The following is a 24479-nucleotide window of genomic DNA, read 5'->3' as shown; positions in this document are numbered from 1 at the left end:
GTCCTTGACGATAAGATTCCGCTAACATTAGCAAAGTTGAATTTTCAAATTCATGGAACTTCACTAATTTCCCTGCATCATAAATATTCCTGTTGAATTTTTTTTGCTATTTTTAGTAAGCAGGGCGAAGTCCTAAAAAAATACTAGAACCATTTGTTCAGATACGAGAGGAACACTCATGAAACTGTTTGAAAAAATCCCGAACCCTCGGGAAATCCGCCGCAAGCTTGGCCTGAACCAGCAAGAATTCTGGAGCCGCATCGGCGTCACCCAATCCGGCGGCTCCCGCTACGAAAGCGGCCGCAACATGCCCAAGCCGGTGCGCGAACTGCTGCGCCTGGTGCATGTCGAGCAGATCGACCTGTCCAAGGTACGCCGCGAAGACTTCGAGATCGTCGAGTACCTGAAAGAGACCCACCCCGATCTGTACAAGAGCCTGCGCAAAGCGGTTCGCACCAAGATCGAAGCTCAGGAAGGCGGCGCCGAAGCCACCGCCGGCTGATATCCGGTCCGACAAAAAAGCCAGCCCGGCCTCCGCCGCGCTGGCTTTTTCACATTCCGAATGTCGAACAATCGCCGACAGGCGCCGCCGCCCATGCCTGCTGACTAATCGCCAGGGTTGCGGATCAGCAGCACCGGCATGTCGGCCACCTTCAGCACGCCTTCAGCCACGCTGCCCATCAGCAGGTGCATCAGGCCGCCCAGACCATGGGTGCCCATCACCAAGAGATCCGCGCCCCAGACGCTGGCGTCGTCGGACAACACCGCGGCGATCTTGTCGCCCCAGCTCTCCAGGATTTTGCACTCCGGCTCCACGCCCAGCGCCCTCGCGCGCTCGCCGGCCTGTCCCAACACCTGCTCGCCGGCTTGCTTGATCGACTTTTGCAATTCGGTGGCGTCCAGAAACTCCGTCCCGCCCCAGCCGAACTGCGCCAGATCCACCACGTGGACCAGCCTGATCGACGACCCGAACTCCTTCGCCAGCTTGCACGCCTCGTTCAGCGCCATATTGGAAGTGTCGCTATCGTCGACAGGCACAAAGATTCTCTGATACATGACGCTCAGCTCCTCTACGAGTTTGGCCTACACCTTCAGTCTATCAAACCCTTGCCGGTACCGTTTGACACAGATTAGCTTCCTTTGACATAAAGGCCATATCCGCCACACAGCCCACCTCCGCAGGATCCCGCCATGGCCCGCATCCAGATAGAACTGCCGCCCCGCTTCATTTTCGACACCGCGCTGGAAGTCCGCATCGGCGACATCAACTACGCCGGACATCTTGGCAACGACGCGCTGCTCAGACTGGCCCAGGAAGCCAGGCTGCGCCTGTTCAAACAGCTGGGCTACGCCAGCGAACTGGCGGTGGAGGGAGCCGGCATCGTCATCGCCGACGTCGCCGCCTGCTACCGCGCCGAGGCCTTCCACGGCGACCGGCTGCGCTTCCGCATCGGCGTCGCGGATATCGGCCGCCACGGCCTCGACCTCATTTATCAAGCAGTCGATGACAACACTGGCAAAGAAGTGGCAAGATTGAAGACAGGTATCGTCTTTTTCGACTACCAGGCACGCAAAGTCGCCCCCATGCCGGAAGCGTTTTCCGGCAAGCTCAGCCAATAGAAAAAAGGAATGGCGCCATGAGAAACTACCCGCCCAACAGCCCAGAGGCGCTGGCCAGACTCCTGGCCATGTTCATGATCACCGACGGCAATATGGACCCGCGCGAGCTTGAGCTGCTGGAAAAGCTGCATGTCTACCACCTGATCAACCTGCCGCGCAAACAGTTCGCCCAGGTATTGCGCGACTTCTGCGACGATGTGTCGGACGAAGCCGGCGACGATGGCGCGATCCGCCTGCTGGACCGCGAAAGAATCGACAACCTGCTGTCCGAAGTCAGCGACCACCGCAAGCGCATCCTGACCTGCGTGCTGGCCATGGACATCAGCAAGTCGGACGGCACCATCAGCGACAGCGAAATGGCTCTGCTCAGCTACATGATGAAAAGCTGGGGCATCTCTCTCGACGATCTCGAGCGCGAATTCGCCCGCTGAGCCCAAAAATGGAAGCAGCCGCGGCGCACAGTCCCCGCGGCTGCTTTTTGCATTCCACCACCCAAGATACCGAAACCGACAATGAACACGCGCTTCACCGGCACCGAACGCTATATCGCCACCGACGATCTGATGATGGCCGTCAATGCCTCCATCGCCCTGCAACGCCCGCTGTTGATCAAGGGCGAACCCGGCACCGGCAAGACCATGCTGGCTGAAGAGGTCGCCGCCAGCCTGGGCCGGGAGCTGATCGTCTGGCCGATCAAATCCACCACCAAGGCCCAGCACGGCCTGTACGAATACGACGCGGTGTCGCGGCTGCGCGACTCCCAGCTGGGCGGCGACAAAGTGCACGACATCGCCAACTACATCATCAAGGGCAAGCTGTGGCAAGCCTTCGAGGCCGAACAGGCGCCGGTGCTGCTGATAGACGAGATAGACAAGGCCGACATCGAGTTTCCCAACGACCTGCTGCGCGAACTGGACCAGATGGAATTCTTCGTCCATGAAACCCAGCAGTTCGTGCGCGCGCGCCAGCGTCCCATCATCATCATCACCTCCAACAACGAGAAAGAGCTGCCGGACGCCTTCCTGCGCCGCTGCTTCTTCCATTACATCCGCTTCCCCGACGCCGACACCATGCAGTCCATCATCGACGTGCACTTCCCCGACATCCGCCAGCAGTTGGTCAAGCAGGCGCTGGAAGTGTTCTTCTCCATCCGCGAGCTGCCGGGCCTGAAGAAAAAGCCTACCACCTCCGAACTGCTGGACTGGCTGAAGCTGCTGTGCGGCGAAAACATCGGCGCCGACGAGCTGGAAAACCGCCATGCGCGCAACGCCCCTCCGCCGCTGGCCGGCGCGCTGCTGAAAAACGAACAGGATCTGCAGCTGTTCGAGCGCCTGATGCAGATGGCCCGACGCCGCAACTGACATGGACGACCCGATCCGGCATTTCATCGACCAGCTGGCGATAGCCGGGCGCAGCGCCCACACGCTGTCCGCCTACCGGGCCGACCTGAATCTGCTGGCCGCCATGCTGCGGCCGGCGCCGCTGGCCGCCGCCGGCGTCAACGAATTGAAGCGGGCGCTGGCCAAGCTGCACGCCCAGGGCCTGGGCAGCCGCACCCTGGCGCGCCGGCTGTCGTCGTGGCGGCAGTTCTATCACTGGCTGCAGCAAAACGGCCTGCGCGACGACAATCCCGCCGCCAGCCTGCACGCGCCCAAACGCGACCGCCTGCTGCCCAAGGCCCTGCCGGTGGACAGCGCCGCCGCACTGCTGGACCGCATCGACGGCGACGACGCGCTGGAAGTGCGCGACCGCGCCATTTTCGAGTTGATCTATAGTTGCGGACTGCGCCTATCTGAAGCGGTGGCGCTGAATCTGGACGACGTCGACTTCGCCGACCATCTGCTGCGCGTGCGCGGCAAGGGCAACAAGACGCGGCTGACGCCGATAGGCGCCGAAGCGGCCAGCTGGCTGAACAAGTGGCTGGCGCAAAGGGTGGCGCAAGATGGCGAAAGCGCGCTATTCACCGCCCGCCACGGGCGGCGATTGGGCGGACGGCAGATCGAAAACCGCCTGCGCGACTGGGCGATCAAGACCGGCGCCAATCAGCACGTGCACCCGCACATGCTGCGCCACTCCTTCGCCTCGCACATGCTGCAGTCGTCGGGCGACCTGCGCGCGGTGCAGGAACTGCTGGGCCACGCCAACCTGTCCAGCACCCAGATCTACACCGCGCTGGACTTCCAGCACCTGGCCAAGGTCTACGACAACGCCCACCCCAGGGCCCGCAAAAAAGTGCAGCCCGACGACGACTGAGCGCCGACGGCGTCAACGTTCGGCGTCGTCAGCGCCGCTTTTGTGGACATCGCGAAACAACAGCATGTGGCGCACCCGCTCCGCCTTATCGTCATCGAAACCCAGCCGCGCCACCCGCTCCGCCGGATTGCTCCAGGTGCCGAACAGCAAGTCCCAAACCGGCAGGCCGTAGTTTTGGGCATGGTGGCCGTAGGCATGGTGCACAGTGTGCATTTCGGGCCGCTGGAACAGATATCCCAGCCAACGCGGCGTTTTCAGGTCGCTGTGCAGGAACAGATCGAACACGCTGGTGAAGAATAGCGCCCAGGCGGCTGCCGCTGGCGTCGCGCCCAACACCAGATAGCTGGAAAACGCGCTGATCAGCACCGCCGCCGCGGAATCCAGCGGATGGGCGTAGAGCGCGGTCAACGCCTCCACCCGCTTCGGGCTGTGATGCAGCTGGTGAAACACCCGCCACAGCCAGTCGGAAGCGTGCGTCGCCCGGTGCCACCAATAGAAGACGAAACTGGTCAGCAGGAAACTGGCCGCGCCGACTGCGATGTCCGGCCAGCCGCGCGCCGCCGGGATCAGCGAAACTTCACGGATCAAGCCGGCGAAAAGAAAACCGACAGCCAGCGTCACCGCCGCCGTGGCCGCGCCCAGAATCGACGCCAACGCCAGCCAGCGCCGGTCGCAGGTATTGCGGGAGGCCGGCGCGATCACCTCGCGGGTGAAGATGCCGACGAACAACAAGGCTATCGCCGGAAATGCGTAAAACTCCATTCGCTACCCATATGCAAAATCCTGAATCGGACCGGCAGGCTGCCGCGCCCGCCCAGCCCCCCGCCGTCACGCCAGATGGACATGGCTGCGGACACGCTTTTCCAGCTGCGACAGGGCCTCGCATACCGCCTGCCGCCTGACCGCCTCGCGATCGCCGGCGAACAGGCAGCGCCAGGCCTCGGTCTGCCCACCCGGATGGGCGATCGCGAACCAGACCAGGCCCACCGGCTTTTCCGGCGAGCCGCCGCCCGGCCCGGCGATGCCGGACACCGCCACCGCCCAGTCCGAATCCGCCAGCGTCTGGCCGCCCTGCGCCATCTCCCGCACCACCGTTTCGCTGACCGCGCCATGGTCGATCAGCGACGCGGCCTGCACGCCTAGCAATTGCTGCTTGGCCTGGTTGCCGTAGCTGACGATGCCGTGGCTGAACCAGGCGGAGCTGCCGGGCACATCGGTCAGCGCCGCGGCGATCAAGCCGCCGGTGCACGACTCGGCGGTAGCCACGCTCTCGCCGCGCGCCGACAACAGCAGCCCCAGATCGACCGCCAACTGTTTGCTATCTGCCATGACGTTCCCTGAAATGTTTGACCAGCCCGTTGGTGGAGCTGTCATGCGACAGCTCGGCGGCTGCGCCCGACAACTCGGGCAAAATGCGCCGCGCCAGCTGCTTGCCGTATTCGACGCCCCATTGATCGAAGGAATTGATGCCCCAGATCACGCCCTGCACGAAGACCTTGTGCTCGTACAGCGCCATCAGCATGCCCATGCTGTACGGCGTCAGCCGGTCCAGCGCCAGCGTGTTGGACGGCTGATTGCCGGGGAACAGCTTCTGCGGCAGCAGCATGTCCAGTTCTTCGCCGGACAAGTGGCTCAGTTCCTGCATCACTTCGGCTTCGGCCTTGCCGCGCATCAGCGCCTCGGTCTGCGCCAGGCAGTTGGCCACCAGCACCTCGTGCTGGTTGGCGACCGGATAGTGGCTGTTCAGCGGCAGGATGAAGTCGCACGGCACCAAGCGGGTGCCCTGATGCAGCAGCTGGAAGAAAGCGTGCTGGCTATTGGCGCCCTCCTCGCCCCAGATCACCGGCCCGGTGTCGAAATCCAGCGCCTCGCCGAAACGCCCCACCCGCTTGCCGTTGGACTCCATGTCCAGTTGCTGGATATGGGCCGGCAGGCTGCGCAGGCCGTGGTCGTAAGGCATGATGGCATGGGTATGGGCCTGGTAGAAAGTGTTGTACCAGATGCCTATCAGCGCCATCAGCACCGGCATGTTGGCGCAGAACGGCGCCTCGAAGAAGTGGCGGTCCATCGCGTGGCCGCCGTCCAGGAAGGCGCGGAAATTGTCGTAACCCACCGCCATCATCACCGGCAGGCCGATGGCGGACCACACCGAATAGCGCCCGCCCACCCAGTCCCAGAAGCCGAACATCTGCTGCGGATCGATGCCGAAGGCGCGCACCGCCGGCTCGTTGGTGGAAACCGCCACGAAATGGCGCGCGATGTCAGCCTCGCTGCCGGCCTGCAGAAACCAGGCCTTGGCCGCCTGGGCGTTGAGCAGCGTCTCCGGCGTGGTGAACGATTTGGAGGCGACGATGAACAGCGTGGTGGCGGGATCCAGCCGCGCCAGCGTGCGCGCCAGGTGCTGGCCGTCGACATTGGACACGAAATGCACATTGAGTTCGGCATGCGCGTAGGCGGCCAAGCCCTCCTGCACCACCCGCGGCCCCAGGTCGGAACCGCCTATGCCCAGATTCACCACATCGCGTATCCTCTGGCCGGAAAACCCCAGCCAGGCGCCGTCGCGCACGCTGTCGCTGAAGCGGCGCAGCCTGTCCAGCACATCATGCACTTCTGCCGTCACGTTGCGGCCGTCCAGCTGCAATGCGGCGCCCGCCGGCAGCCGCAGCGCGGTGTGCAGCACCGCGCGGTCTTCGCTGACATTGATGCGCTCGCCCGCGCGCATCCGCTCCATCCAGCCTTTCAGGTCGGCCGCCTGCGCCAGGTCGAACAGCAATTCCAGCGTGCGCTCGGTGATGCGGTTTTTCGAGTAGTCGAGCAGCAGTCCGTCCAACTCCAGCGAAAAGCGCTGGAAACGCTGAGGGTCGGTGTCGAACAGCTCCCGCATATGCATGTGGCGGGTGGCGCGCTGATGCTGGTGCAGCTTGGCCCAGATCGGCGTGGCGTTTATGTCGGCGTGGCGATGTGCGACCATGTTTTCTGCCAGTGGAATGATGAACTGGTGAACAAAAGGGCCGGCGTTACTCCGCGCCGGCCCCGCTGTCAGGCAATGTTGCCCCGCGCCTCAAAGCTTGAGGAAGTGCTCGCGGTAGTAGCGCATTTCCTCGATAGACTCGAGGATGTCCGCCAGCGCCTCGTGCTTGCCGCGCTTCACCACGCCCTTGGCCACCTCCGGCTTCCAGCGCTTGCACAGCTCCTTCAGCGTGGAAACATCCAGATTGCGGTAGTGGAAGTAGGCCTCCAGCTTGGGCATCCAGCGCGCCATGAAGCGGCGGTCCTGATGGATGGTGTTGCCGCACATCGGGCTGCCGCGCTCCGGAACGTACTGCATCATGAACGCCAGCAGCACTTGTTCGGCCTCGGCTTCGTTGATAGCGGAGTTCTTGACCTTCTCGATCAGGCCGCTCTTGCCGTGGGTGTTCTTGTTCCAGTCGTCCATGCCATCCAGGATGGCGTCGCTCTGGTGCACCACCAGCACCGGCGACTCGGCCACCACGTTCAGATGGCTGTCGGTGACGATCATCGCCACTTCGATGATGCGGTCGGAGTCAGGATTCAGGCCCGTCATTTCCATGTCGAGCCAGATGAGGTTATTGGTATCTTGTGCCATACTAGTCAGTCTTTAGAAAACCCTGCCATTTTCCTTCATTGCCGCCTCCGCGGCAAACCCGATACCCGTACGGATACCCATGATAGAGGCATTCTCCCTACTCTTCGCCATCGCGCTGGCGGCCACGCTCAGCCTGAAGCTGTGGCTGGGCTGGCGCCACATCCGCCATGTCGGCGGCAACCGCCATGCCGTGCCCGCCGCCTTCCGCGACAATATCACGCTGGAGCAGCATAGGCACGCCGCCGACTACACCATCGCCAAAACACGGCTCGGCCTGCTGTCGGCCTGGGTGGACACCGCGCTGGCGGCCGCCTTCACTTTCGGCGGCGGCCTGCAGTGGCTGGCCCTCCACAGCCAGCAGTGGTTCGCCTCCCCGCTGCTGTCCGGCATGGCGCTGATCGTCTGCATGACCGTGCTCAGCAGCCTGATATCGCTGCCGCTCAGCCTGTACGGCACCTTCGGCGTCGAAGTGCGCTTCGGCTTCAACAAAATGACGCCGCGGCTTTACCTGCTGGACCAGCTGCGCGGCATCGGCATCTCCATCCTGATCGGCCTGCCGCTGCTGGCGGTAGTGCTGTGGCTGATGGACATCGCCGGGCCTGCATGGTGGCTGTGGGTGTGGCTGGTGCTGTGCCTGGTGCAGTTGCTGGGGCTGGTGCTGTACCCGATCCTGATCGCGCCGCTGTACAACAAGTTCTGGCCATTGGCGGACGAGGCGCTGAAGGCGAGGATAGACGCGCTGCTCGCCCGCACCGGCTTTCGCAGCAACGGCGTTTACGTGATGGACGGCTCGCGCCGCTCCAGCCACAGCAACGCCTATTTCACCGGCTTCGGCGCCGGCAAGCGCATCGTGTTCTACGACACATTGCTGGAAAAGCTGAGCCACGACGAGATCGAAGCGGTGCTGGCGCACGAGCTGGGCCACTACAAGCGCCGCCACATCGCCAAGCGCATCGCGGTGGCCTTCACGCTGTCGCTGCTGTTCCTGGCCCTGCTCGGCCAGTTGCTGCACGCGCCCTGGTTCTACGCCGGCCTCGGCGTCACCGCGCCCAGCACGGCGATGGCGCTGCTGCTGTTCATGATCGCCATTCCCGCCTTCACCTTCCCGCTGACGCCGCTGTCCAGCCGCTCGTCGCGCAAGCACGAATACGAGGCCGATGACTTCGCCGCCGGTGAAACCCGCGCCGCCGACCTGCAAAGCGCGCTGGTGAAGCTGTACCGCGACAACGGCGCCACGCTGACGCCCGACCCTATCCACTCCGCCTTCTACGATTCGCACCCGCCCGCCGCGCTGCGCATCCAACACCTGAAAGGAAGCCAATCATGAATCTGCTGGAACTGTCCTGCACCCCGCAACACGGCCAAAGCCCGCTGGCGGAAAACACCGTCAAGCAATTGCTGTCCGGCCTGCCGGACTGGCAAATCGACGGCATCGAGCTGAGCAAGACCTTCCGCTTCGCCGACTTCCACGACACCATGGCCTTCGTCAACGCGCTGGCCTGGATCGCCCATCGCGAAGACCATCATCCGGACATGTCGGTGCACTACAACCGCGCGGTGGTGAACTTCAGCACCCACGACGCCGGCGGCCTCACCCTCAACGACTTCATCTGCGCGGCCAAAGCCGAAGCCCTGATCAGCCGCCCATGACAGCCAGCACCGGACAGATCATACGCAGCCATGGCCGCCGTTTCATCGTCGAAGCCGACGGCCGCACCTACGATTGCACCACCCGCGGCAAGCGCGTCGACTTCGCCTGCGGCGATTTCGTCGACATCCTGATCCAGAACCAGGAGCAGGCGGTGATCGAGCGCTCGCGCGAGCGCAGCAGCCTGCTTTACCGCCAGGATGACTGGAAGGCCAAGGTGATCGCCGCCAACGTCAGCCGCATCCTGTTCGTCATCGCCGCCGTGCCCAGCCCCAACGAAGAGCTGCTGGGCCGCTGCCTGATCGCCGCCGAAGCCGGCGACATCGAACCCGTCATCGTGGTCAACAAGTGCGACCTGCCGGAAACGCCGGCGCTGCTGGCGAAATTGCAACTCTATGTAAAGCTTGGTTACCAACTGGTCACATTGTCGGCCAAGCAGGATTTCTCGCCGCTGCTGCCCTTGCTGCAAGGGCATACCAGCGTGCTGGTCGGGCAGTCTGGCATGGGCAAGTCCACGCTCACCAACGCGCTGCTGCCGGACGCCAACGCGCGCATCGGCGACATCTCCATCGCGCTCGACTCAGGCCGCCACACCACCACCCACGCGGCGCTATACCACCTGGACGAAAGCAGTCACCTGATCGATTCGCCAGGCCTGCAAGAATTTGGCTTAAAGCACCTGCAAGCAGCGGATTTAATCCACTATTTCCCGGAGATGCGCCAGTATATTGGCCAGTGTCGTTTCCACAACTGCACGCATCGCGTAGAGCCGAATTGTGCGATCATGGCTGCAGCAGAAACAGGCGCCATTAGCCGGCATCGGCTGGACTTGCTGCAACGGCTGACTCAAGAGCTAGCGCCGGTAAGATTGTAAATAAAAGAGCACACGCTCTTTATTTACTTTTTATGGCTGCCTACATATGCTGTAACAAAAGGGAATGAGCATTACGGAAGAATAAACGTAGGCAACGACAGAGGAGTCAGCATCATGACGAAAAGGATTGCGCTGGTCACCGGCGGCATGGGCGGCATTGGATCCGCCATTTGCAAAGCATTGGCAGAAGCCGGCCACATCGTAGTGACCACCTATAGCAAACCGGGCCGCGAGCAAGCCTGGCATGCCGACATGAAGGGCCTTGGCTTCAACGACATCCACAGCTACCAATGCGACGTCACCGACTTCGCCGCCTGCCAGGACATCGCCGCCCGCATCGCCAAGGACATCGGCCCGATCAGCATTCTGGTGAACAACGCCGGCATCACCCGCGACGCCAGCTTCAAGAAGCAGAGCAAAGACGATTGGGACGCGGTGATCCGCACCAATCTGGACTCGGTGTTCAATATGACCAAGCCGGTGCTGGACAGCATGCTGGAGGCGGGTTTCGGCCGCATCGTCAATATCTCGTCGATCAACGGCCAAAAGGGCCAGTTCGGCCAGACCAACTACTCCGCCGCCAAGGCCGGCATGCATGGTTTCACCATGGCGCTGGCGCAGGAAGTGGCGAAGAAGGGCGTGACGGTCAACACCATCTCCCCAGGCTACATCGCCACCGAAATGGTGATGGCGGTGCCGGAGGACGTGCGCAGCAAGATCGTCGCCCAGATTCCGGTGGGCCGGCTGGGCAAGCCGGAAGAAATCGCCGCGCTGGTCGGCTTCCTCTGCTCCGAAAACGCCGGCTTCATCACCGGCAGCAATATCGCCATGAATGGCGGCCAGCACATGATGTGACGCCGGCAGCGCCGGTCGAGAACAACGCCACCCCGGGTGGCGTTTTCTTTTTGCCAAAGCCGTGTATGCTGTCACATCCCACCCAACTGACAAGCAATACCCATGGCTGAACATCTGATCGTCGAAAACGGCGGCAAGGAAGAGAAATACCAGGCGCTGCTGCCGCAAGCTCACGCGCTCGTCGCCGGAGAAACCGACCTCGTCGCCGCGCTGGCCAACCTGTCCGCCGCGCTGGCGATGACTTTCGACTGGCTCTGGACCGGCTTCTACCTGGTCAAGGGCGAGCAGCTGGTGCTGGGGCCGTTCCAGGGCCCCATCGCCTGCACCCGCATCCCGCATGGCCGCGGCGTCTGCGGCAGCGCCTGGGCGCAGAACCGCACGCTGCTGGTCGACGACGTCGACGCCTTCCCCGGCCACATCGCCTGCTCGTCCAGCGCCCGCTCCGAAGTGGTGGTGCCCATTCGCGACGCCGCCGGCAAAGTCGTCGCGGTGCTGGACATCGATTCGGACCAGCTCTCCAGCTTCGATCAGACCGACGCCGATTACCTGGAGCGCATCGTCGCGCCGCTGGCGGCGCTGTTCCCCGCCTGAGCGCCGGACGCCTCCCGCCAACAAAAAAGCCCGCGCATGCGGGCTTTTTTTATCATCGCTCGAGCTTACTTCTGGATTTCCAGCAGTTCCACCTCGAAATACAGATCGGTATTCGGCGGGATCGCGCCCGGCGCGCCGCGGCTGCCGTAAGCGGTGGCCGCCGGGCAGAACAGCTTGGCCTTGCTGCCCACGGTGAGCGCGCTGACGCCCTGGGTCCAGCACGGAATCACGCGATTCAGCGGGAAGCTGATCGGGCCGCCGTTCTTGTAGGAGCTATCGAACTCCTTGCCGTCCTTGAAAGTGCCGCGGTAGTTCACCTTGACGGTGTCGCTGGCCTTGGGCGTCGCGCCCTTGCCGGCGGCGAGGATCTCGATCTTGACGCCGGACGGCAAGGTTTTGACGGCGGGCGCCGCCTGGACTGCCGCTGCGGCGCCCAGCAGGGCCAGCGCGGCGATGATGCGGAATCGGGACATGGTTTGTTTTCCGTGGATGTCATAAAGCGAGGGCGGCGACAAGCCGCCCGCATGAGAAAATGCTCAGCGGTACTGGATGCTGCCGGATTCGGCCAGATCCTCCAGCAGGCGTTCCGCGCCGGCGCCGGGCATGGTGAACGGCTCCAGCGCCGGCAGCGGCGAATGGCGCAGGATCAGCGAGGCGTTCAGCTTGTCCAGCGCCACCTCAGCCATGCTCCAGTTGGCGAACTTGCGCTGCTCTATCTCGTGAAAAGACAGCAAGGTCAGCGAATGATGGCGGGGATCGCGCGCAAGCTTCAGGTACAAGCGGTTGACATGCGCCCTGCTGCCCTCAACAACCTGCATAAAAACATCCTTGCTGTAGCACAGCAGCCCGGTGATACCCAGAGCGGGATTGTATTTACGCGAGGCGCTCAAGATGTCGTCCACCAGCGCCTGGTCTATCAGTTGTTGCGCCCGGCTGCAATAGATCAGGCGAACCAGCATGGCCATGCTCCTTTCAGGGTTTGTGCATCAGGGACAGGAACTCGCGGCGCAGATCGGGGTTGGTGAGGAAAGAGCCGCGCATCACGCTATTGGTCATCTTGCTGTTGCTGTCCTTCACGCCGCGCCAGTGCATGCAGAAGTGGTCGGCCTCCATCACGATGGCCAAACCGTCCGGCTGCAGCTTGCGCATCAACAATTCGGCGATCTGCGACACCGCCTCCTCCTGGATCTGCGGCCGGGTCATCACCCAGTCGATCAGACGCGCGTACTTGGACAAGCCGATCAAATTGGAATTTTCATTCGGCATCACGCCCACCCACACCCGGCCGATGATGGGGCACAGATGATGCGAGCAGGCGCTGCGCACCGTGATGGGGCCGACGATCATCAATTCATTGAGACGCTCGACATTGGGAAACTCGGTGCTGGACGGCATCGCCGCATAGCGGCCCCGGAAGACCTCGCGCACGAACATCTTGGCCACCCGCTTGGCCGTATCCCGCGTATTGTGGTCATTCTCGGTATCGATCACCAGGCTTTCCAGCACGCCCGCCAATTTGGCCTGCACTTCGTCCTGCAGGGCGTCCAGTTCGCCCTCCTCGATGAAGGCGGCGATATTGTCGTTGGCGTGGAAGCGCGCTCCCGCCTGTTTCAAGCGATAGCGTATTTTTTGGGAAACCGCTTCCTGCTGGTCATGCTTGTCGATTTTGCTCATTGTTTATTACTTGTTCGCAAGAAAATGGAAATCATTCCGGAATATACCGCAACTATGCGATGCAGGCATGGCGCTCCGCCCGCAAACGGGCGCTCCGCAAAGCCGTTTGCTGCGCCGATGGTAGAACAGGCCAGGGGATGATGCAAACAATCAGCCGGCCTGCGGCGCAGGTTCCGGCCAGAACAGCCAGCAAGACTGCCATGGACAAACGGAAAGCGCAATGCCATTAGAATGGCTGCCCCTCCTAAGCCACTGCATGCCGCGCGCCATCGACAATGCAAAAACGGCACCCAATCCCCTCAGGGAATGGATGCCGCCAACCAAGCGGAAAACCGCGCCTCAGCCCACCATCAGGCACACCTCACGGGGAGGCAGCGCGATCTTGTTGTCCTTGCTGTACTGGTAGTCCTGAAACACGTGCTCGGCGCTCAACAGTTGATAGCTGCCGTCTTCCCGGCGGTGCGAGGTATCTTTCAGCCGGTAAGCGTAATGGCCGCAGGTCCAGCAATCGAAATTGCGCATATGGGTGCACAGACAGGTTTTTTCCCATACTGGCGCGCGCTTGGCGCCCGGCGCGGCCTCTTGTTGCGCCTTGTGATAGGCGTCGATGTAGGAGCAGCTGCCCTTGGCGTCCAGCAAATAACCATAGGCTTCGCAATTCGGCCGGATGCTGTCGCCGATGGCCGGGCAACTCTTGATCATCCGCATCGGATAGCCGGTGGGAGACAGCTGGTTGACCTCGATGTCTTCCTCGCTGGCCTTGAAATACTCCTGCTGCACCTTCTCCGGCAGGCCGCACTCGCGGCTGACCGTGAAGCGGGTGGCGACTTGCACCGCGCCGGCGCCCGCTTCCAGAAAAGCGGTGGCGTCGCTGCCGGTGAAGATGCCGCCAGCCGGGATCAGCGGAATATCGAGCTGCTCGGACCGCAGCCAGTCGCGGATTTCGCCGAAAATGCTGGCGAGATCGTATTGCGCCCAATCCATGCCGAAGCCCAAGTGGCCGCCAGCCAGCGGCCCCTCCACCACGACGTAGTCAGGCAGCCGGCCGCTGCGGCCGTTCTTCTTCAGAAACAGCTGCAAGGCGCGCAACGAAGACACGATGATGCCCAGCTTGGCGTCGCGGAAACGGGGGTGGTCTTCGATCAGGGCGAAAGAGCCCAAGTGCAGGCCCGCGGCCAGGGTGATGCCGTCGATGCCGGCGTCCAGCGCGGCCCGCATGCGCACCCGCAGCGTTTCCTTCGGCGCGTTCATCGTCAGCTTTTCCATGCAGTTGATGAACACCAGGCCGCCGCCCTCCTTGCGCTGCATGGTATTGCCCACATGCAGGCGGGTGGCTTCCTCCAGCAGGCCCAGGTCGAACTGCACCAGCGACTTGTCCGGGTTTTCGACGTTGAATTTGTAACGGGCCAGCTTGCTCTTGACGTATTTGGTATTGAAGCGGCGGTCGGTGACGGTGGGAACCATCGCATCGGAAATGTGGCCGACCCCACCCAGCCTGGCGGCTTCCAAAGCCAGGGTCGCGGTGGAAATGTCCACTCCCATGCCGCCTATCATGACGGGGACCAGCTCCTGCTTGCCCAGCCTTAGACGAAAATCATCAACACACTTCATTGTGACGGGTCTCTCCATAGTGCTGGGCGGCATTATCGCCCGGTGCATGGGGAAAATCCACAATTTTAGAGTTTTTGCTCATAGGCAGGCCGAGCCGCCGCGATCAAGGCTCCAGCGCGGCGGCGACCCGCAATTTCAGTTCCGGCAACAGCTCTTCTTCAAACCAGCGATGACGGCTCAGCCATAGCTGGTTGCGCGGACTGGGATGCGGCAGCGGCATGCGGCGCGGCAGATATTCGCGCCAGCCGGCAACCGTTTCCGTCAGCGTCGCCTTGCGGTCCGGCAGGTGATAAGCCTGGGCATAGGCCCCCACCGCCAGCACCAGCCTCACATCCGTCAACAGCGGCAGCAACTGCGGGTGCCATAACCGCCGGCATTCCGGCCGCGGCGGCAAATCGCCGTTCGCCCCCGTGCCCGGATAACAGAATCCCATCGGCACGATGGCGAAGCAGTCTTCATTGTAAAAAACCGCCTCGTCCACCCCCAGCCACTCGCGCAAGCGCCGCCCGCTGGCATCGTCCCAGGGGATGCCGCTCTGATGCACGCGGCTGCCCGGCGCCTGCCCCGCCAGCAGAATGCGCGAACGCGTCGAGGCGCGCAGCACCGGGCGCGGCGCATGCGGCAACGACGAGGCGCAGGCTTGGCATTCGGCGATCTTGCCCAACAGCTCCGGCAGCGCCGTCATCGCATCGCCCTGCTAACGCCCAACCGGCTGCAGGCCCGACAGCCAATCCGCCAGGCCGCCCGCCGCCATTCTGCCGTCGCGGTCGGTCTCCAGCAGCAGGCCGCTCGCGCCGGCGGCCAGCGCCGCGCGCGCCAGCACCTGCGCCAGCGCTTGCCCGCCGGCGGCGACCGGCGCCGCGATCACCGGCAGGTGCGTCTCCTGCCGCAGCCAGGCGATCTCGCCGACATCCATCCCCGGGCCGTCGCCTTCGCGGCCGCAATCGCACAGCACGATCTGGTGGTTGCCGCCGGCGGCGATGCGCTCGGCGGCCAGCAGCCAGCCGGCCGGCGATGTCCGATTGTCCCGCTGCAAGATGACAGGCTTGTTGATGCGGCCGATTTCGCGCAACAGCTCGATATTGCGCAAGCTGTCCGGCGCGATCAGCAGCGCGTCCAGTTGCAGCTCAAGATGCATGTCCAGCAGGCGCACATCGGACAGCTCCGCCGCAGCGGCCAGGCCAAAGCGGCTGGAAACCTCGCGCAAGGCCTCCAGTTCGGCGACGCCGAAAGTCTGGTGCTGATAGGGATTGCCGTGACGGCGCGCGCCGCCGCCGAACATCAGCCCGCCGCCCGCCTCGCTGACGCTGCGCGCCACCGGCGCCAGCTCATCCAGCCCGCGGGCGGAGGCGCAACCGCCCAGCCAGGCGAAGCCGGCGTCGCCGAATTCGCAATGGCCGATGCGGATCGCGCTGCCCTCCGGCTGCGCCTCGCGTGAGACGATCCGGTATTCGCTGACCACCCGCAACGCGCGCTCCACGCCGGCCAGGTCTTCGAACATCGCCGGCTCCAACCCGCGCTCCTCGCCCACCGCGCCTATCACCGTGCGCTCCAAGCCGCGCGAAACATGGGCGCTCAAGCCGGCGGCGGCGATGCGCTCGGCCACCGCCTGGATATCCGCTTCCGCGGCCTTGCCGCTCATCACTATGATCATTCGGTTTCCCCTCTCGCGCCGCTCCGTCCCTCGGAACGCCGCGCATGCGTCCATTTGCCGGCCAGCCTGCGCACCAGCCGCGAGAATGCCGACGGCTGTCCGCGCCAACGCCTAACCCGACGCAACGCCAGCCGGGCCCAACGCCACGGCAGCGAACTGCGCAGCCGCTCGAACGCCCAATCGCGGCAGGCATTGAACTTCCCGTACAGCCGGACGAACCACGCCACCTGCATCAAGGCCGGACGCGTCAGCGCGAACAAGCGCGCCACCAGCGCCGTCCCGCCCAGCTTGGCCAGCAGAATCACCCCCAGCCCCAACAGCGCGTGCCCCTGCTCGATCAGGAACAAAGCGCCCAGTTTCACCGGCAGCAGCGCCAGCGCCGGCAACAGGAACAGCGCCAGCGCCACGCGCGGCGAACGCGTGGCCACCCAGCGCTCCAGCCGCGTCAGCGGCGGCCACTTGGCCAGCCACGCCAGCCCCGCGGCAAGCTCGTCCCACGCATACTCTTCAAACGCGATGACGGCGGCCAGCAGCAGCACCAGCGGCCAGCTGGCCGCGCGGCGCAGGCGCTGCCAGACAGTCGCCCGATTGGCGGACGGAGAACGCATGGCCGGCATCAGGTTTTCGCCAGCTCCAGCCACTTGGCCACCGGTTGCGGGCGATAAGCCCGCATCCAGTCCAGAATGGCCGGCAGGCTGGCGTCGATGCGGAACAGATCGAGATTGCCCGGGGGCACGAAGCCCTCTTCCACCGCATGGCGCACCATGGCTTGCAGAGGCTGGAAGAAGCCTGCCGCATCCAACACTCCGACCGGTTTGTCATGCACCGACAGCTGCGCCCAGGTCAAAATCTCGAACAGCTCGTCGAAAGTGCCGAAACCGCCGGGCAAGGCGATGAAACCGTCGGACAACTGAGCCATCAGCGCCTTGCGCTGGTGCATGGTCTCGGTGACGTGCAACTCGCTCAGCCCCAGATGGGCCACTTCCTTGGCCTTCAGAAATTCGGGGATCACTCCCACCACACGGCCGCCGGCCTCCAGCGCCGCGTCGGCAGCCACGCCCATCAGCCCCACCTTGCCGGCGCCGTAGACCAGCGTGACGCCCCGCTCGGCCAGCGTGCGGCCGAAAATCCGGGCGGCGGCCTCGTATTCGGGCTTGGCGCCCTTGTTGGAGCCGCAAAACAGGCAGATCGCTTTTATCTCGCTCATCTCATGCATTCCCAAAAGAACAAGGGCCGGACAGTTCCGGCCCCGTTGGAGTCTTAAAGCCTCACAACACCGCAGCCGGATAGGAGCCCAGCACCTTGACGAAGGAGGTGCGCTCGCCCAGGCCAGCCAGCGCTTTTTGCACCCGCTCGTCTTGACGATGGCCTTCCAGGTCGATGAAGAACACATAGTCCCACAGTCCCGCGCGCGATGGCCGCGACTCGAACTTGCTCATCGACACGCCATTGGCGGCCACCGGCTCCAGCAACTGGTGCACCGCGCCCGGGCGGTTGGGGGCGGACACCACGACCGAAGTCTTGTCCTGGCCGGTGACGCCGACATCCTGCAGGCCCAGCACCAGGAAACGGGTGGTGTTGTTGGGCTCGTCCTCTACGTTTTCCGCCAGTTTCAGCAGCGCGTAACGCTCGGCGGCGGCCTGGCCGGCGATGGCGGCAGCGGAGGCATCTTCCGAAGCCAGCCGCGCCGCCTCGGCATTGCTGGCGACCGACACCCGTTCGACATCGGCCGGCAGGTTCTTGTTCAGCCACTCGTGGCATTGCGCCAGCGCCTGGGCATGGGCGTAGACGCGGCGGATGCCGTCAAACCCCTCCGCGCTACGCAGCAGATGGTGATGGATGCGCAGCACCACTTCGCCGCAAATCTTCAGCGGCGAGCTGACCATCAGGTCCAGCGTGCGGCCGACCGCGCCCTCGGTGGAGTTTTCCACCGGCGCCACCACGTAATCCAGCGCGCGCGACTCCACCAGGCGGAAGGCTTCGTCGATGGAAGCACAGGCGACGGCGCGGGCGGCATGGCCGAAGTGCTTGACCGTGGCCAGCTGGCTGAAGGTGCCCTCCGGCCCCAGATAGGCGATGGACAGCGGCTTTTCCAGCGCCAGGCATTCCGACATCACTTCGCGGAACAGGCGGGCGATGGACTCGCTCGGCAGCGGACCGGGGTTGAGATCCTTGAGCCGGCGCAGCACTTGCGCCTCGCGCTCCGGACGGTAGATGATGCCGCCGCCCTTGATCTCGCCGATCTCGCGGGCATGGCTGGCGCGCTGGTTCAGCAGGGTGAGGATTTCGACGTCGATGGCGTCGATGGCGTCGCGGTGTTGCTTGAGTAGTGATTCCGACACGGGTTCCCGTCTTTCACGATGACAAACTGGCCTTTCGATAGGCTAAGTTTCCGCGAGATGGCCGCCGCTCGCAAGCACCTGGCGCAAAAGACCGGCTCTCACGGCTGGCGCGGCGCCAGTTGCTCCAGCAGCTGCAGGATGCGGTCGGCCGTCTCTAGCGGGTGTTCCAGCGGAAACAGGTGGCTGCCCCGCTGGGTTTCCACCCGCATCGGGAAATGCCTGCGCATGAAGCGCAGGTCGGATTCGCCCAGCACGTCGGAGCCGGCGCCGGCTAAAAAAGCCGCCGGCACCTTGAGCCGGCCGCGATGGCGGGGGAAATCGTGCGGCAAGGTGGCGTAGATGTCATGCTCCACCTGCGGGCGGAATTTCAGCCGCCGCCCGCCGCGGCCGTCGTCCTGGGTGCCGAGTTCGGCGTAGTCGGCCAGGCACTCCGGGTCGAAACGGGCGAACGCCGGCTTGCGGGCGAAGTAATCGCGCACCATCTCCACCGACGCCCAGTTGTCGCGCCGCTTCAGCGTGTTGCCGCCCGGCGTCACCCGCTGGATGAAGCCCAGCCGCTTGGCCAGCCAGATGCCGAAGGAGCGCGACGGCCCCATCAGCGGCGAATCCATGATGATGATGGCGCGGAACAGCTCCGGCCGCTTCAAGGCGGCGTAAAACATCAGAAAGCCGCCCAGCGAATGCCCGACGCCGACCACCGGGCCGGCGTAGTTCGACTCGATGAAGCGGATGCTCTCCTCCACCAGCCGCGGCCAGCAATCGGTGACCGGGTAGGCCGGATCATGCCCGATGGTGTCGAGATAGCCGACGTGGTGGCGTTCGGCCAGCCGCCCCAGCAGCTTGCGATACACCGACGCCGGAAAACTGTTGGCGTGGGCGAAGTGTATGGTTTCCCGCATAAGCCCCTCTGATAACCTCATTCTTATTTTTCACAAGCCGGCGGCTGCCTGCCGCCGTCCGGCCCGGATATACTAGCCGCTGAACCCGCAGACCTTCCGGTTTGCCGGATCGCGTGATTTGATGCATATTGCATCACGCCGCATAAAAACGGAACCGTCTTCCGTCCGCGTCGTCACACCCTCATCGCCAACCCCCAGAAGAGTCTGCAAGTGCAAGCATACCTATATTCCACCTACCGAACCGCCTGGCAATGGCTGGCGGCGCTGCTCGCCTGTCTGAGCTTCGCCCTGCCCGCCCACGCGGTCAACCAGGATGATCTGCTGCCGCCGGAACAGGCGTTCGCCGCCAAGGTCGCCCGCCATGGCGACCAGTTGGAGCTGACGCTGGATGTCGCCCCCGGCTACTACCTGTACCGCGACCGCATCAGCATCAGCAGCGCCCCGGCCGACCTGACCGGCAAGCCCGCGCTGCCGGCCGGCCAGGAAAAGAGCGACCCTTACTTCGGCAAGCAGGTCATCTACCACGGCAAGCAGACCATCGCCATTCCGCTGGCGGCCGGCGCGCCGGCCGACTTCCAGCTGAACGTCAGGCTGCAAGGCTGCGCCGAGGCCGGCGTCTGCTACCCGCCCTACACCCACAAGCTGAAGGTGGGGCAGGCGGGCGGCTCCGGCAACAAGCTTAGCGCCTGGACGGAGGTCGGCACCTCGGGAAAAGCGTCGGCCGGTAACAGCGAGTTGGCAGCCAAAGGGTGGCTGCCCACACTGGGCACCTTTTTGCTGGCGGGCTTGGGCATGGCGTTCACCGCCTGCATGTACCCGCTGCTGCCCATCGTTTCATCGCTGATTGCCGGCCAGGGCACCACACTTACCCGCCGCCGCGGTTTTCTGCTGTCCCTGATCTACGTGCAAGGCCTGGCGCTTACCTACACCGCCGTCGGCGTGGCGGCCGGCCTCACCGGCTCGCTGCTCACCGTCTGGCTGCAACAGCCGGCCGTGGTGCTGACCGCCAGCGCGCTGATGGTGGTGTTCGCGCTGTCGATGTTCGACCTGTTCTCCATCCAGCTCCCCAGCAGCATCCAGTCGCGACTGAACGACGCCTCCAACCGCCTGTCCGGCGGCAAGGCCGCCACCGTGTTCCTGATGGGCGCGCTGTCGGCTCTGCTGATCGGCCCCTGCGTCGCGCCGCCGCTGGCGCTGGCGCTGGGCTATATCGGCAGCACCGGCGATGCGGCGCTGGGCGGCGCGGCGCTGTACGCGATGGCTCTGGGCCTGGGCCTGCCGCTGATCGCCATCGGCACCTTCGGCGGCCATGTGCTGCCGCGCGCCGGCAACTGGATGAAGGCGGTGAAATCGGCCTTCGGCGTGCTGATGCTGGGCCTGGCCATCTGGCTGGCCACCCCCTTCCTGCCGGCCGCGCTGGTGATGCTGCTGTGGGCGGCGCTGCTGATCGGCGCCGCGGTGTTCCTCGGCGCGTTCGACAGCCTGTCCGCCGGCACCGGCAGCCGCGCGCGGCTGGGCAAGGCGCTCGGTCTGCTGCTGTTCCTGCTGGGCGCCGCCCAACTGGTCGGCCTGCTCTCCGGCGCCGACAATCCGCGCTACCCGCTCAAGCTGATCGCCGCCAGCAACGCGGAAGGCGCCGCCCAGCCGCACGCCAACTTCCAGCCGGTGAATTCCAGCGCCGAGCTGGACGCCAGGCTAGCCGAGGCCAAGGCCGCGGGCAAGCCGCTGCTGCTGGACTTCTACGCCGACTGGTGCATCGCCTGCAAGGAAATGGAGGCCGAGGTCTTCCCGCAAGCGCAGGTGGCGGCCAAGCTGGGCCGGTTCACGCTGCTGCGCGCCGACGTCACCGCCAACAGCCCCGAGCATCAGGCGCTGCTCAAGCGCTTCGGCCTGTTCGGCCCGCCGGGCATCATCCTGTTCGACGCGCAAGCGGCCGAACGCAACCGCGTGGTGGGCTACACCCCGGCAGAGGCATTTGCCCGGGAGCTGGCCAAGGTGGCAAACTAGCGCCGTATTCCGGCCGGCGTCTCAGGCGCCGGCCGTCTCGTTCCGCCTACCCACCTCGGAAGCTTCCATGCCCGTCGCCAATGGTTTTCCCAACATCAGCATCCTCAGCGTGTTCCGCATCGCCATCCTGGCCCTGCTGGTGATTTCCTGCATCAAGGTGCTGCAACCCTTTCTCGGCGCCCTGACCTGGGCGGCCATCATCGCCATTTCCGCCTGGCCGCTGTACAGCCGGCTGTGCCTGCGCCTGAAGGGCCGCCGCAAGCTGGCCGCGCTGCTGATCGTGCTGGCGCTGTCCGCCGCGCTGGCCATTCCGATCGGGCTGATGGCGCTGACGCTGGCCGACACCCTGCCCCATCTGGCCAACCTGGCGCACGATCTGACCAGCTTCCGCCTGCCCGACGCCCCATCCTGGCTGGTGAATCTGCCGGTGGTCGGCGAAAGCCTGCAGAAGATGTGGCAAGGCGTGCAAGCCGATCTGCCCGGCTTTTTCGAGAAGATTCGCCCCGCCATCAACGATGCGGCGCTGTGGCTGCTGTCAGGCGGCGCCAACCTGGGCCTCAGCCTGCTGGAAATCGTGCTGGCCATCGTGGTGGCAGGCCTGCTGCTGATCAACGGCGACAAGCTGTGGGAGCTGGTGGAGCGCATCGTGGTGAAGCTGGGCGGCGAAACCGCCAGCGACCTGCCGGAAGTCATCGCCCGCACCATACGCAGCGTCACCACCGGCGTGGTGGGCACCGCGCTGGCGCAAACCATACTGTGCGTGATCGGCCTGCTGATCGCCGGGGTGCCCGGCGCGCTGGTGCTGGGCTTCCTGTGCTTCATCGTCGCGGTGGCGCAGATGCCGACGCTGATCGTCTGGCTGCCCGCCGCCGGCTGGGTGTTCTACACCGGCCACACCGGCATGGGCATCTTCCTGCTGGTTTGGGGCTTCTTGCTGATCAACACCATAGACAACGTGCTCAAGCCGCTGTTGATCAGCCAGGGCGCGCAGATGCCGCTGTCGGTGATTTTCCTCGGCGTGATCGGCGGCCTGATCGCCTGGGGGGTGATCGGCCTGTTCATCGGCCCCACCCTGCTGGCGGTGGGCCTGACCATGCTGCGCCACTGGCTGGAGCGCGACGACAACGAGGAGCTGGCCTGCGAAGGCGAGCAGGGCTGAGCCCCGAAAACGACAAAGCCCCCTCCCGGGGGCTTTTTTCATCGCGGCGGCTCGGCTCAGTCATCGGGACACAGCACTTCCCAATCCGCCCTCTCCGCCAGCGCCAGATGGCAAGCCAGCCGCCAAGGCTGAGCCTCCTCCCACTCTTCCATTCCCGCCAGCTGCTCGCTGATGGCGCCGGCGCGCAGCAACACATTGCGCTCCTTGCGCCCCGGCCGCTGCGGCGCGCCCATGCCGGCCAGCACTTTCACCTTGCAGGTGCCGCAGGTGCCCTGGCCGCAGCGCCAGTGCAGCGGCACGTCGGCCAGGCGGGCGATGTCCAGCAGATTGTCGCCCGCCTGCGCGTCCGCCTCGCCAAGCAAGGCGCCGCTCTCGCCGACAAAGCGGATGCGCGTCACGCCAGGTCCAGCGCCCAATAGCGCAGGCTGTCGCCTGGCGCCACCGTCTGGCCTGGTTCCAGCCAGGCCAGGCCGTCGGCCCAGGCGCAGGAGGTCAGCGCGCCGGAGCTTTGCTGCGGATACAGCTCCAGCTGCCAGCCCTCGTCCGTCAGCATCCTGCGCACGCGCAGAAACTCGCTGCGCCGCGCGTCCGGCTTCGGCCAGGCGAAGGCCGCAGGATAGCGCTGGATCGCCTGCTCCGCCAACGGCAAACCCATCCGCTTTTGCAGGAAAGGCCGCACCAGCGTCTGCAGCGTGACGAAGCCGGACACCGGATTGCCGGGCAGGCCGATGAAGTCGGCGTCGCCGATCCGGCCGCAGGCCAGCGGCTTGCCGGGCTTGATCGCCACCGTCCACAGCGTCAACTCGCCTTCGGCCTCCACCGCCGCCTTGACATGATCCTCTTCGCCCACCGACACGCCGCCGCAGGTGATCACCACGTCGGCGGCCGCCGCCGCGTCGCGCAGCAGGCGCCGGGTGGCGTCCAGGTCGTCGCGCACCGCGCCCAGGTCTATGGTTTCGCAGCCCAGTTGCCGCAGCGCCGGCAGCAGCCAGTAGCGGTTGGAATTGTAGATCTGCCCGGCGGCCAGCGGCTGGCCGGGCTCGACCAGCTCGTCGCCGGTGAGGAACACCGCCACCCGCAAGGGCTGCAGCACGGGCAGCGCGGCGAGGCCGATGGAAGCCGCCAGCCCCAGATCGGCGGCGGTCAGCCGGCGGCCCGCCGGCAGGATTTCCTGGCCGTTGGCGATGTCCTCGCCGCGCAGCCGGATGTTCTGGCCGGGACGGGGCGCGGCGGCGAATCTCACCTTACCGTCGGCGTCCAGCTGCGCCTGCTCTTGCATGATCACCGCGTCGGCGCCCGGCGGGATCGGCGCGCCGGTGAAGATGCGCGCCGCGCTGCCCGGTTGCAGCGGCTGCGGCGCCGCGCCGGCGGCGATCCGCTGCGACACCGGCATGGCAGCGGCGAAGTCGGCGCAACGCAGCGCATAGCCATCCATCGAGCTGTTGTCGTGCGGCGGCACGTCCAGCGCCGCCCGCACCGGCTCCGCCAGAACGCGGCCATGAATTTGCGCCAGGGGAAGGATTTGCCGCGCGCTCAGCGGCCTGGCGCGTTCCAGCAGCCAGTCGCGCGCCTGTTGGTAGCTCAACATGAAAATGTGTCCCGTCCGGATCGGATTCGATCGCCCATCATAGCACGCGCGAGCATGCGAAAAGCCCGCCAACAGGAAGCCGGCGGGCTTTTCGGGG

The 24479-nt window shown here is 64.8% G+C and carries 29 protein-coding genes; 12 read left to right on the top strand and 17 right to left on the bottom strand.

Going from position 1 to position 24479, the window contains the following annotated elements:
* Positions 1–178: 178 nt before the first annotated feature.
* A complete protein-coding gene (locus MY55_RS07995) occupies positions 179–502 on the top strand; it encodes a helix-turn-helix domain-containing protein (protein WP_043577324.1) in 324 nt (107 codons plus the stop codon).
* Between the two features lie 104 nt (positions 503–606).
* Here the strand turns inward: MY55_RS07995 and MY55_RS07990 are convergent, their stop codons facing one another.
* Entirely contained in the window at positions 607–1056 is a 450-nt protein-coding gene (locus tag MY55_RS07990) for a universal stress protein (RefSeq protein WP_043577326.1), read from the bottom strand.
* A 135-nt stretch (positions 1057–1191) separates the two neighbouring features.
* Here MY55_RS07990 and MY55_RS07985 point away from each other — a divergent pair, with 135 nt between their 5' ends.
* The 4 genes from MY55_RS07985 to xerC all read left to right on the top strand — a co-directional run bounded on the left by MY55_RS07985 (position 1192) and on the right by xerC (position 3873).
* A complete protein-coding gene (locus MY55_RS07985) occupies positions 1192–1620 on the top strand; it encodes an acyl-CoA thioesterase (RefSeq protein WP_047236698.1) in 429 nt (142 codons plus the stop codon).
* Between the two features lie 17 nt (positions 1621–1637).
* The gene (locus MY55_RS07980) at positions 1638–2051 is read left to right on the top strand and encodes a TerB family tellurite resistance protein (RefSeq protein WP_047236699.1); all 414 of its coding nucleotides are present in this window, start codon (positions 1638–1640) and stop codon (positions 2049–2051) included.
* An 81-nt stretch (positions 2052–2132) separates the two neighbouring features.
* Positions 2133–2981: an AAA family ATPase gene (locus MY55_RS07975; protein ID WP_047236700.1), complete on the top strand. Its 849-nt coding sequence runs from the start codon at positions 2133–2135 to the stop codon at positions 2979–2981.
* A 1-nt stretch (position 2982) separates the two neighbouring features.
* Positions 2983–3873, top strand: a complete 891-nt coding sequence (gene xerC, locus MY55_RS07970) for a tyrosine recombinase XerC (protein ID WP_047243341.1) — start codon at positions 2983–2985, stop codon at positions 3871–3873.
* A gap of 12 nt (positions 3874–3885) precedes the next feature.
* Here the strand turns inward: xerC and MY55_RS07965 are convergent, their stop codons facing one another.
* From MY55_RS07965 to orn, 4 genes are all read right to left on the bottom strand, one after another.
* Positions 3886–4635: a sterol desaturase family protein gene (locus MY55_RS07965; protein ID WP_047243342.1), complete on the bottom strand. Its 750-nt coding sequence runs from the start codon at positions 4633–4635 to the stop codon at positions 3886–3888.
* 66 nt (positions 4636–4701) lie between these two features.
* Complete coding sequence (locus MY55_RS07960; RefSeq protein WP_047236702.1) at positions 4702–5202, bottom strand: CinA family protein; 501 nt, start codon at positions 5200–5202, stop codon at positions 4702–4704.
* Positions 5192–6844 (bottom strand): glucose-6-phosphate isomerase, encoded by a 1653-nt coding sequence (gene pgi, locus MY55_RS07955; protein ID WP_047249758.1) that lies wholly within the window; start codon positions 6842–6844, stop codon positions 5192–5194. Before pgi ends, MY55_RS07960 begins: the two co-directional genes overlap by 11 nt.
* A 90-nt stretch (positions 6845–6934) precedes the next feature.
* Complete coding sequence (gene orn / locus MY55_RS07950) at positions 6935–7480, bottom strand: oligoribonuclease (RefSeq protein WP_043577343.1); 546 nt, start codon at positions 7478–7480, stop codon at positions 6935–6937.
* A 79-nt stretch (positions 7481–7559) separates the two neighbouring features.
* Between orn and MY55_RS07945 the strand changes: the two genes are divergently transcribed.
* From MY55_RS07945 to MY55_RS07925, 5 genes are all read left to right on the top strand, one after another.
* On the top strand, positions 7560–8807 hold the full coding sequence (locus tag MY55_RS07945; protein WP_043577345.1) for a M48 family metallopeptidase: 1248 nt from the start codon (positions 7560–7562) through the stop codon (positions 8805–8807).
* Positions 8804–9130, top strand: coding sequence for a 4a-hydroxytetrahydrobiopterin dehydratase (locus MY55_RS07940; RefSeq protein WP_043577347.1), 327 nt, complete (start codon positions 8804–8806; stop codon positions 9128–9130). The genes MY55_RS07945 and MY55_RS07940 overlap by 4 nt, the downstream gene beginning before the upstream one ends.
* Positions 9127–10002, top strand: coding sequence for a ribosome small subunit-dependent GTPase A (gene rsgA, locus MY55_RS07935; protein WP_047236705.1), 876 nt, complete (start codon positions 9127–9129; stop codon positions 10000–10002). The genes MY55_RS07940 and rsgA overlap by 4 nt, the downstream gene beginning before the upstream one ends.
* A 114-nt stretch (positions 10003–10116) precedes the next feature.
* Positions 10117–10857 (top strand): acetoacetyl-CoA reductase, encoded by a 741-nt coding sequence (gene phbB / locus MY55_RS07930; protein WP_043577352.1) that lies wholly within the window; start codon positions 10117–10119, stop codon positions 10855–10857.
* A 102-nt stretch (positions 10858–10959) separates the two neighbouring features.
* The gene (locus MY55_RS07925) at positions 10960–11448 is read left to right on the top strand and encodes a GAF domain-containing protein (protein ID WP_065202220.1); all 489 of its coding nucleotides are present in this window, start codon (positions 10960–10962) and stop codon (positions 11446–11448) included.
* A gap of 65 nt (positions 11449–11513) precedes the next feature.
* Here the strand turns inward: MY55_RS07925 and MY55_RS07920 are convergent, their stop codons facing one another.
* The 10 genes from MY55_RS07920 to MY55_RS07875 form a co-directional block, all read right to left on the bottom strand.
* Entirely contained in the window at positions 11514–11921 is a 408-nt protein-coding gene (locus MY55_RS07920) for an FKBP-type peptidyl-prolyl cis-trans isomerase (protein WP_043577357.1), read from the bottom strand.
* Positions 11922–11984: 63 nt separating this feature from the next.
* A complete protein-coding gene (locus MY55_RS07915) occupies positions 11985–12407 on the bottom strand; it encodes a BLUF domain-containing protein (protein ID WP_043577453.1) in 423 nt (140 codons plus the stop codon).
* A 13-nt stretch (positions 12408–12420) separates the two neighbouring features.
* Entirely contained in the window at positions 12421–13122 is a 702-nt protein-coding gene (gene folE, locus MY55_RS07910; RefSeq protein ID WP_043577359.1) for a GTP cyclohydrolase I, read from the bottom strand.
* Positions 13123–13461: 339 nt separating this feature from the next.
* Positions 13462–14733 (bottom strand): nitronate monooxygenase, encoded by a 1272-nt coding sequence (locus MY55_RS07905; protein ID WP_043577362.1) that lies wholly within the window; start codon positions 14731–14733, stop codon positions 13462–13464.
* 103 nt (positions 14734–14836) lie between these two features.
* On the bottom strand, positions 14837–15418 hold the full coding sequence (locus MY55_RS07900; protein ID WP_047257622.1) for a uracil-DNA glycosylase family protein: 582 nt from the start codon (positions 15416–15418) through the stop codon (positions 14837–14839).
* Positions 15419–15430: 12 nt separating this feature from the next.
* The gene (locus MY55_RS07895; RefSeq protein ID WP_052941590.1) at positions 15431–16387 is read right to left on the bottom strand and encodes a hypothetical protein; all 957 of its coding nucleotides are present in this window, start codon (positions 16385–16387) and stop codon (positions 15431–15433) included.
* On the bottom strand, positions 16384–16995 hold the full coding sequence (locus tag MY55_RS07890; RefSeq protein WP_047236718.1) for a hypothetical protein: 612 nt from the start codon (positions 16993–16995) through the stop codon (positions 16384–16386). The genes MY55_RS07895 and MY55_RS07890 overlap by 4 nt, the downstream gene beginning before the upstream one ends.
* A gap of 8 nt (positions 16996–17003) precedes the next feature.
* Positions 17004–17594, bottom strand: a complete 591-nt coding sequence (locus tag MY55_RS07885; RefSeq protein WP_047236708.1) for an LOG family protein — start codon at positions 17592–17594, stop codon at positions 17004–17006.
* A gap of 61 nt (positions 17595–17655) precedes the next feature.
* Positions 17656–18729 (bottom strand): prephenate dehydratase, encoded by a 1074-nt coding sequence (pheA, locus tag MY55_RS07880; protein ID WP_043577369.1) that lies wholly within the window; start codon positions 18727–18729, stop codon positions 17656–17658.
* 98 nt (positions 18730–18827) lie between these two features.
* A complete protein-coding gene (locus MY55_RS07875; RefSeq protein ID WP_043577372.1) occupies positions 18828–19628 on the bottom strand; it encodes an alpha/beta fold hydrolase in 801 nt (266 codons plus the stop codon).
* 210 nt (positions 19629–19838) lie between these two features.
* Here MY55_RS07875 and MY55_RS07870 point away from each other — a divergent pair, with 210 nt between their 5' ends.
* On the top strand, positions 19839–21635 hold the full coding sequence (locus MY55_RS07870) for a protein-disulfide reductase DsbD (protein WP_065202219.1): 1797 nt from the start codon (positions 19839–19841) through the stop codon (positions 21633–21635).
* Positions 21636–21702: 67 nt separating this feature from the next.
* Positions 21703–22794, top strand: a complete 1092-nt coding sequence (locus tag MY55_RS07865; protein WP_052877954.1) for an AI-2E family transporter — start codon at positions 21703–21705, stop codon at positions 22792–22794.
* Between the two features lie 56 nt (positions 22795–22850).
* Here MY55_RS07865 and MY55_RS07860 read toward each other — a convergent pair whose 3' ends face one another.
* Positions 22851–23192 (bottom strand): 2Fe-2S iron-sulfur cluster-binding protein, encoded by a 342-nt coding sequence (locus tag MY55_RS07860; RefSeq protein WP_065202218.1) that lies wholly within the window; start codon positions 23190–23192, stop codon positions 22851–22853.
* A complete protein-coding gene (locus MY55_RS07855) occupies positions 23189–24382 on the bottom strand; it encodes a molybdopterin molybdotransferase MoeA (RefSeq protein ID WP_065202217.1) in 1194 nt (397 codons plus the stop codon). Before MY55_RS07855 ends, MY55_RS07860 begins: the two co-directional genes overlap by 4 nt.
* Positions 24383–24479: the final 97 nt, after the last annotated feature.

It is taken from the genome of Chromobacterium subtsugae (genome assembly GCF_001676875.1).
GTDB classification, from domain to species: domain Bacteria; phylum Pseudomonadota; class Gammaproteobacteria; order Burkholderiales; family Chromobacteriaceae; genus Chromobacterium; species Chromobacterium subtsugae.
The sequence above is the reverse complement of the archived record's forward strand: the minus strand, read 5'-3'. Positions and strand labels throughout refer to the sequence as shown.

What these genes read in the sequence shown, in the direction of transcription:
- MY55_RS07995 (WP_043577324.1), top strand. Translation starts at nt 179, where the DNA reads ATGAAACTGTTTGAAAAAATCCCGAACCCTCGGGAAATCCGCCGCAAG.
- MY55_RS07990 (WP_043577326.1), bottom strand. Translation starts at nt 1,056, where the DNA reads ATGTATCAGAGAATCTTTGTGCCTGTCGACGATAGCGACACTTCCAAT.
- MY55_RS07985 (WP_047236698.1), top strand. Translation starts at nt 1,192, where the DNA reads ATGGCCCGCATCCAGATAGAACTGCCGCCCCGCTTCATTTTCGACACC.
- MY55_RS07980 (WP_047236699.1), top strand. Translation starts at nt 1,638, where the DNA reads ATGAGAAACTACCCGCCCAACAGCCCAGAGGCGCTGGCCAGACTCCTG.
- MY55_RS07975 (WP_047236700.1), top strand. Translation starts at nt 2,133, where the DNA reads ATGAACACGCGCTTCACCGGCACCGAACGCTATATCGCCACCGACGAT.
- xerC (WP_047243341.1), top strand. Translation starts at nt 2,983, where the DNA reads ATGGACGACCCGATCCGGCATTTCATCGACCAGCTGGCGATAGCCGGG.
- MY55_RS07965 (WP_047243342.1), bottom strand. Translation starts at nt 4,635, where the DNA reads ATGGAGTTTTACGCATTTCCGGCGATAGCCTTGTTGTTCGTCGGCATC.
- MY55_RS07960 (WP_047236702.1), bottom strand. Translation starts at nt 5,202, where the DNA reads ATGGCAGATAGCAAACAGTTGGCGGTCGATCTGGGGCTGCTGTTGTCG.
- pgi (WP_047249758.1), bottom strand. Translation starts at nt 6,844, where the DNA reads ATGGTCGCACATCGCCACGCCGACATAAACGCCACGCCGATCTGGGCC.
- orn (WP_043577343.1), bottom strand. Translation starts at nt 7,480, where the DNA reads ATGGCACAAGATACCAATAACCTCATCTGGCTCGACATGGAAATGACG.
- MY55_RS07945 (WP_043577345.1), top strand. Translation starts at nt 7,560, where the DNA reads ATGATAGAGGCATTCTCCCTACTCTTCGCCATCGCGCTGGCGGCCACG.
- MY55_RS07940 (WP_043577347.1), top strand. Translation starts at nt 8,804, where the DNA reads ATGAATCTGCTGGAACTGTCCTGCACCCCGCAACACGGCCAAAGCCCG.
- rsgA (WP_047236705.1), top strand. Translation starts at nt 9,127, where the DNA reads ATGACAGCCAGCACCGGACAGATCATACGCAGCCATGGCCGCCGTTTC.
- phbB (WP_043577352.1), top strand. Translation starts at nt 10,117, where the DNA reads ATGACGAAAAGGATTGCGCTGGTCACCGGCGGCATGGGCGGCATTGGA.
- MY55_RS07925 (WP_065202220.1), top strand. Translation starts at nt 10,960, where the DNA reads ATGGCTGAACATCTGATCGTCGAAAACGGCGGCAAGGAAGAGAAATAC.
- MY55_RS07920 (WP_043577357.1), bottom strand. Translation starts at nt 11,921, where the DNA reads ATGTCCCGATTCCGCATCATCGCCGCGCTGGCCCTGCTGGGCGCCGCA.
- MY55_RS07915 (WP_043577453.1), bottom strand. Translation starts at nt 12,407, where the DNA reads ATGCTGGTTCGCCTGATCTATTGCAGCCGGGCGCAACAACTGATAGAC.
- folE (WP_043577359.1), bottom strand. Translation starts at nt 13,122, where the DNA reads ATGAGCAAAATCGACAAGCATGACCAGCAGGAAGCGGTTTCCCAAAAA.
- MY55_RS07905 (WP_043577362.1), bottom strand. Translation starts at nt 14,733, where the DNA reads ATGAAGTGTGTTGATGATTTTCGTCTAAGGCTGGGCAAGCAGGAGCTG.
- MY55_RS07900 (WP_047257622.1), bottom strand. Translation starts at nt 15,418, where the DNA reads ATGACGGCGCTGCCGGAGCTGTTGGGCAAGATCGCCGAATGCCAAGCC.
- MY55_RS07895 (WP_052941590.1), bottom strand. Translation starts at nt 16,387, where the DNA reads ATGATCATAGTGATGAGCGGCAAGGCCGCGGAAGCGGATATCCAGGCG.
- MY55_RS07890 (WP_047236718.1), bottom strand. Translation starts at nt 16,995, where the DNA reads ATGCGTTCTCCGTCCGCCAATCGGGCGACTGTCTGGCAGCGCCTGCGC.
- MY55_RS07885 (WP_047236708.1), bottom strand. Translation starts at nt 17,594, where the DNA reads ATGAGCGAGATAAAAGCGATCTGCCTGTTTTGCGGCTCCAACAAGGGC.
- MY55_RS07875 (WP_043577372.1), bottom strand. Translation starts at nt 19,628, where the DNA reads ATGCGGGAAACCATACACTTCGCCCACGCCAACAGTTTTCCGGCGTCG.
- MY55_RS07865 (WP_052877954.1), top strand. Translation starts at nt 21,703, where the DNA reads ATGCCCGTCGCCAATGGTTTTCCCAACATCAGCATCCTCAGCGTGTTC.
- MY55_RS07855 (WP_065202217.1), bottom strand. Translation starts at nt 24,382, where the DNA reads ATGTTGAGCTACCAACAGGCGCGCGACTGGCTGCTGGAACGCGCCAGG.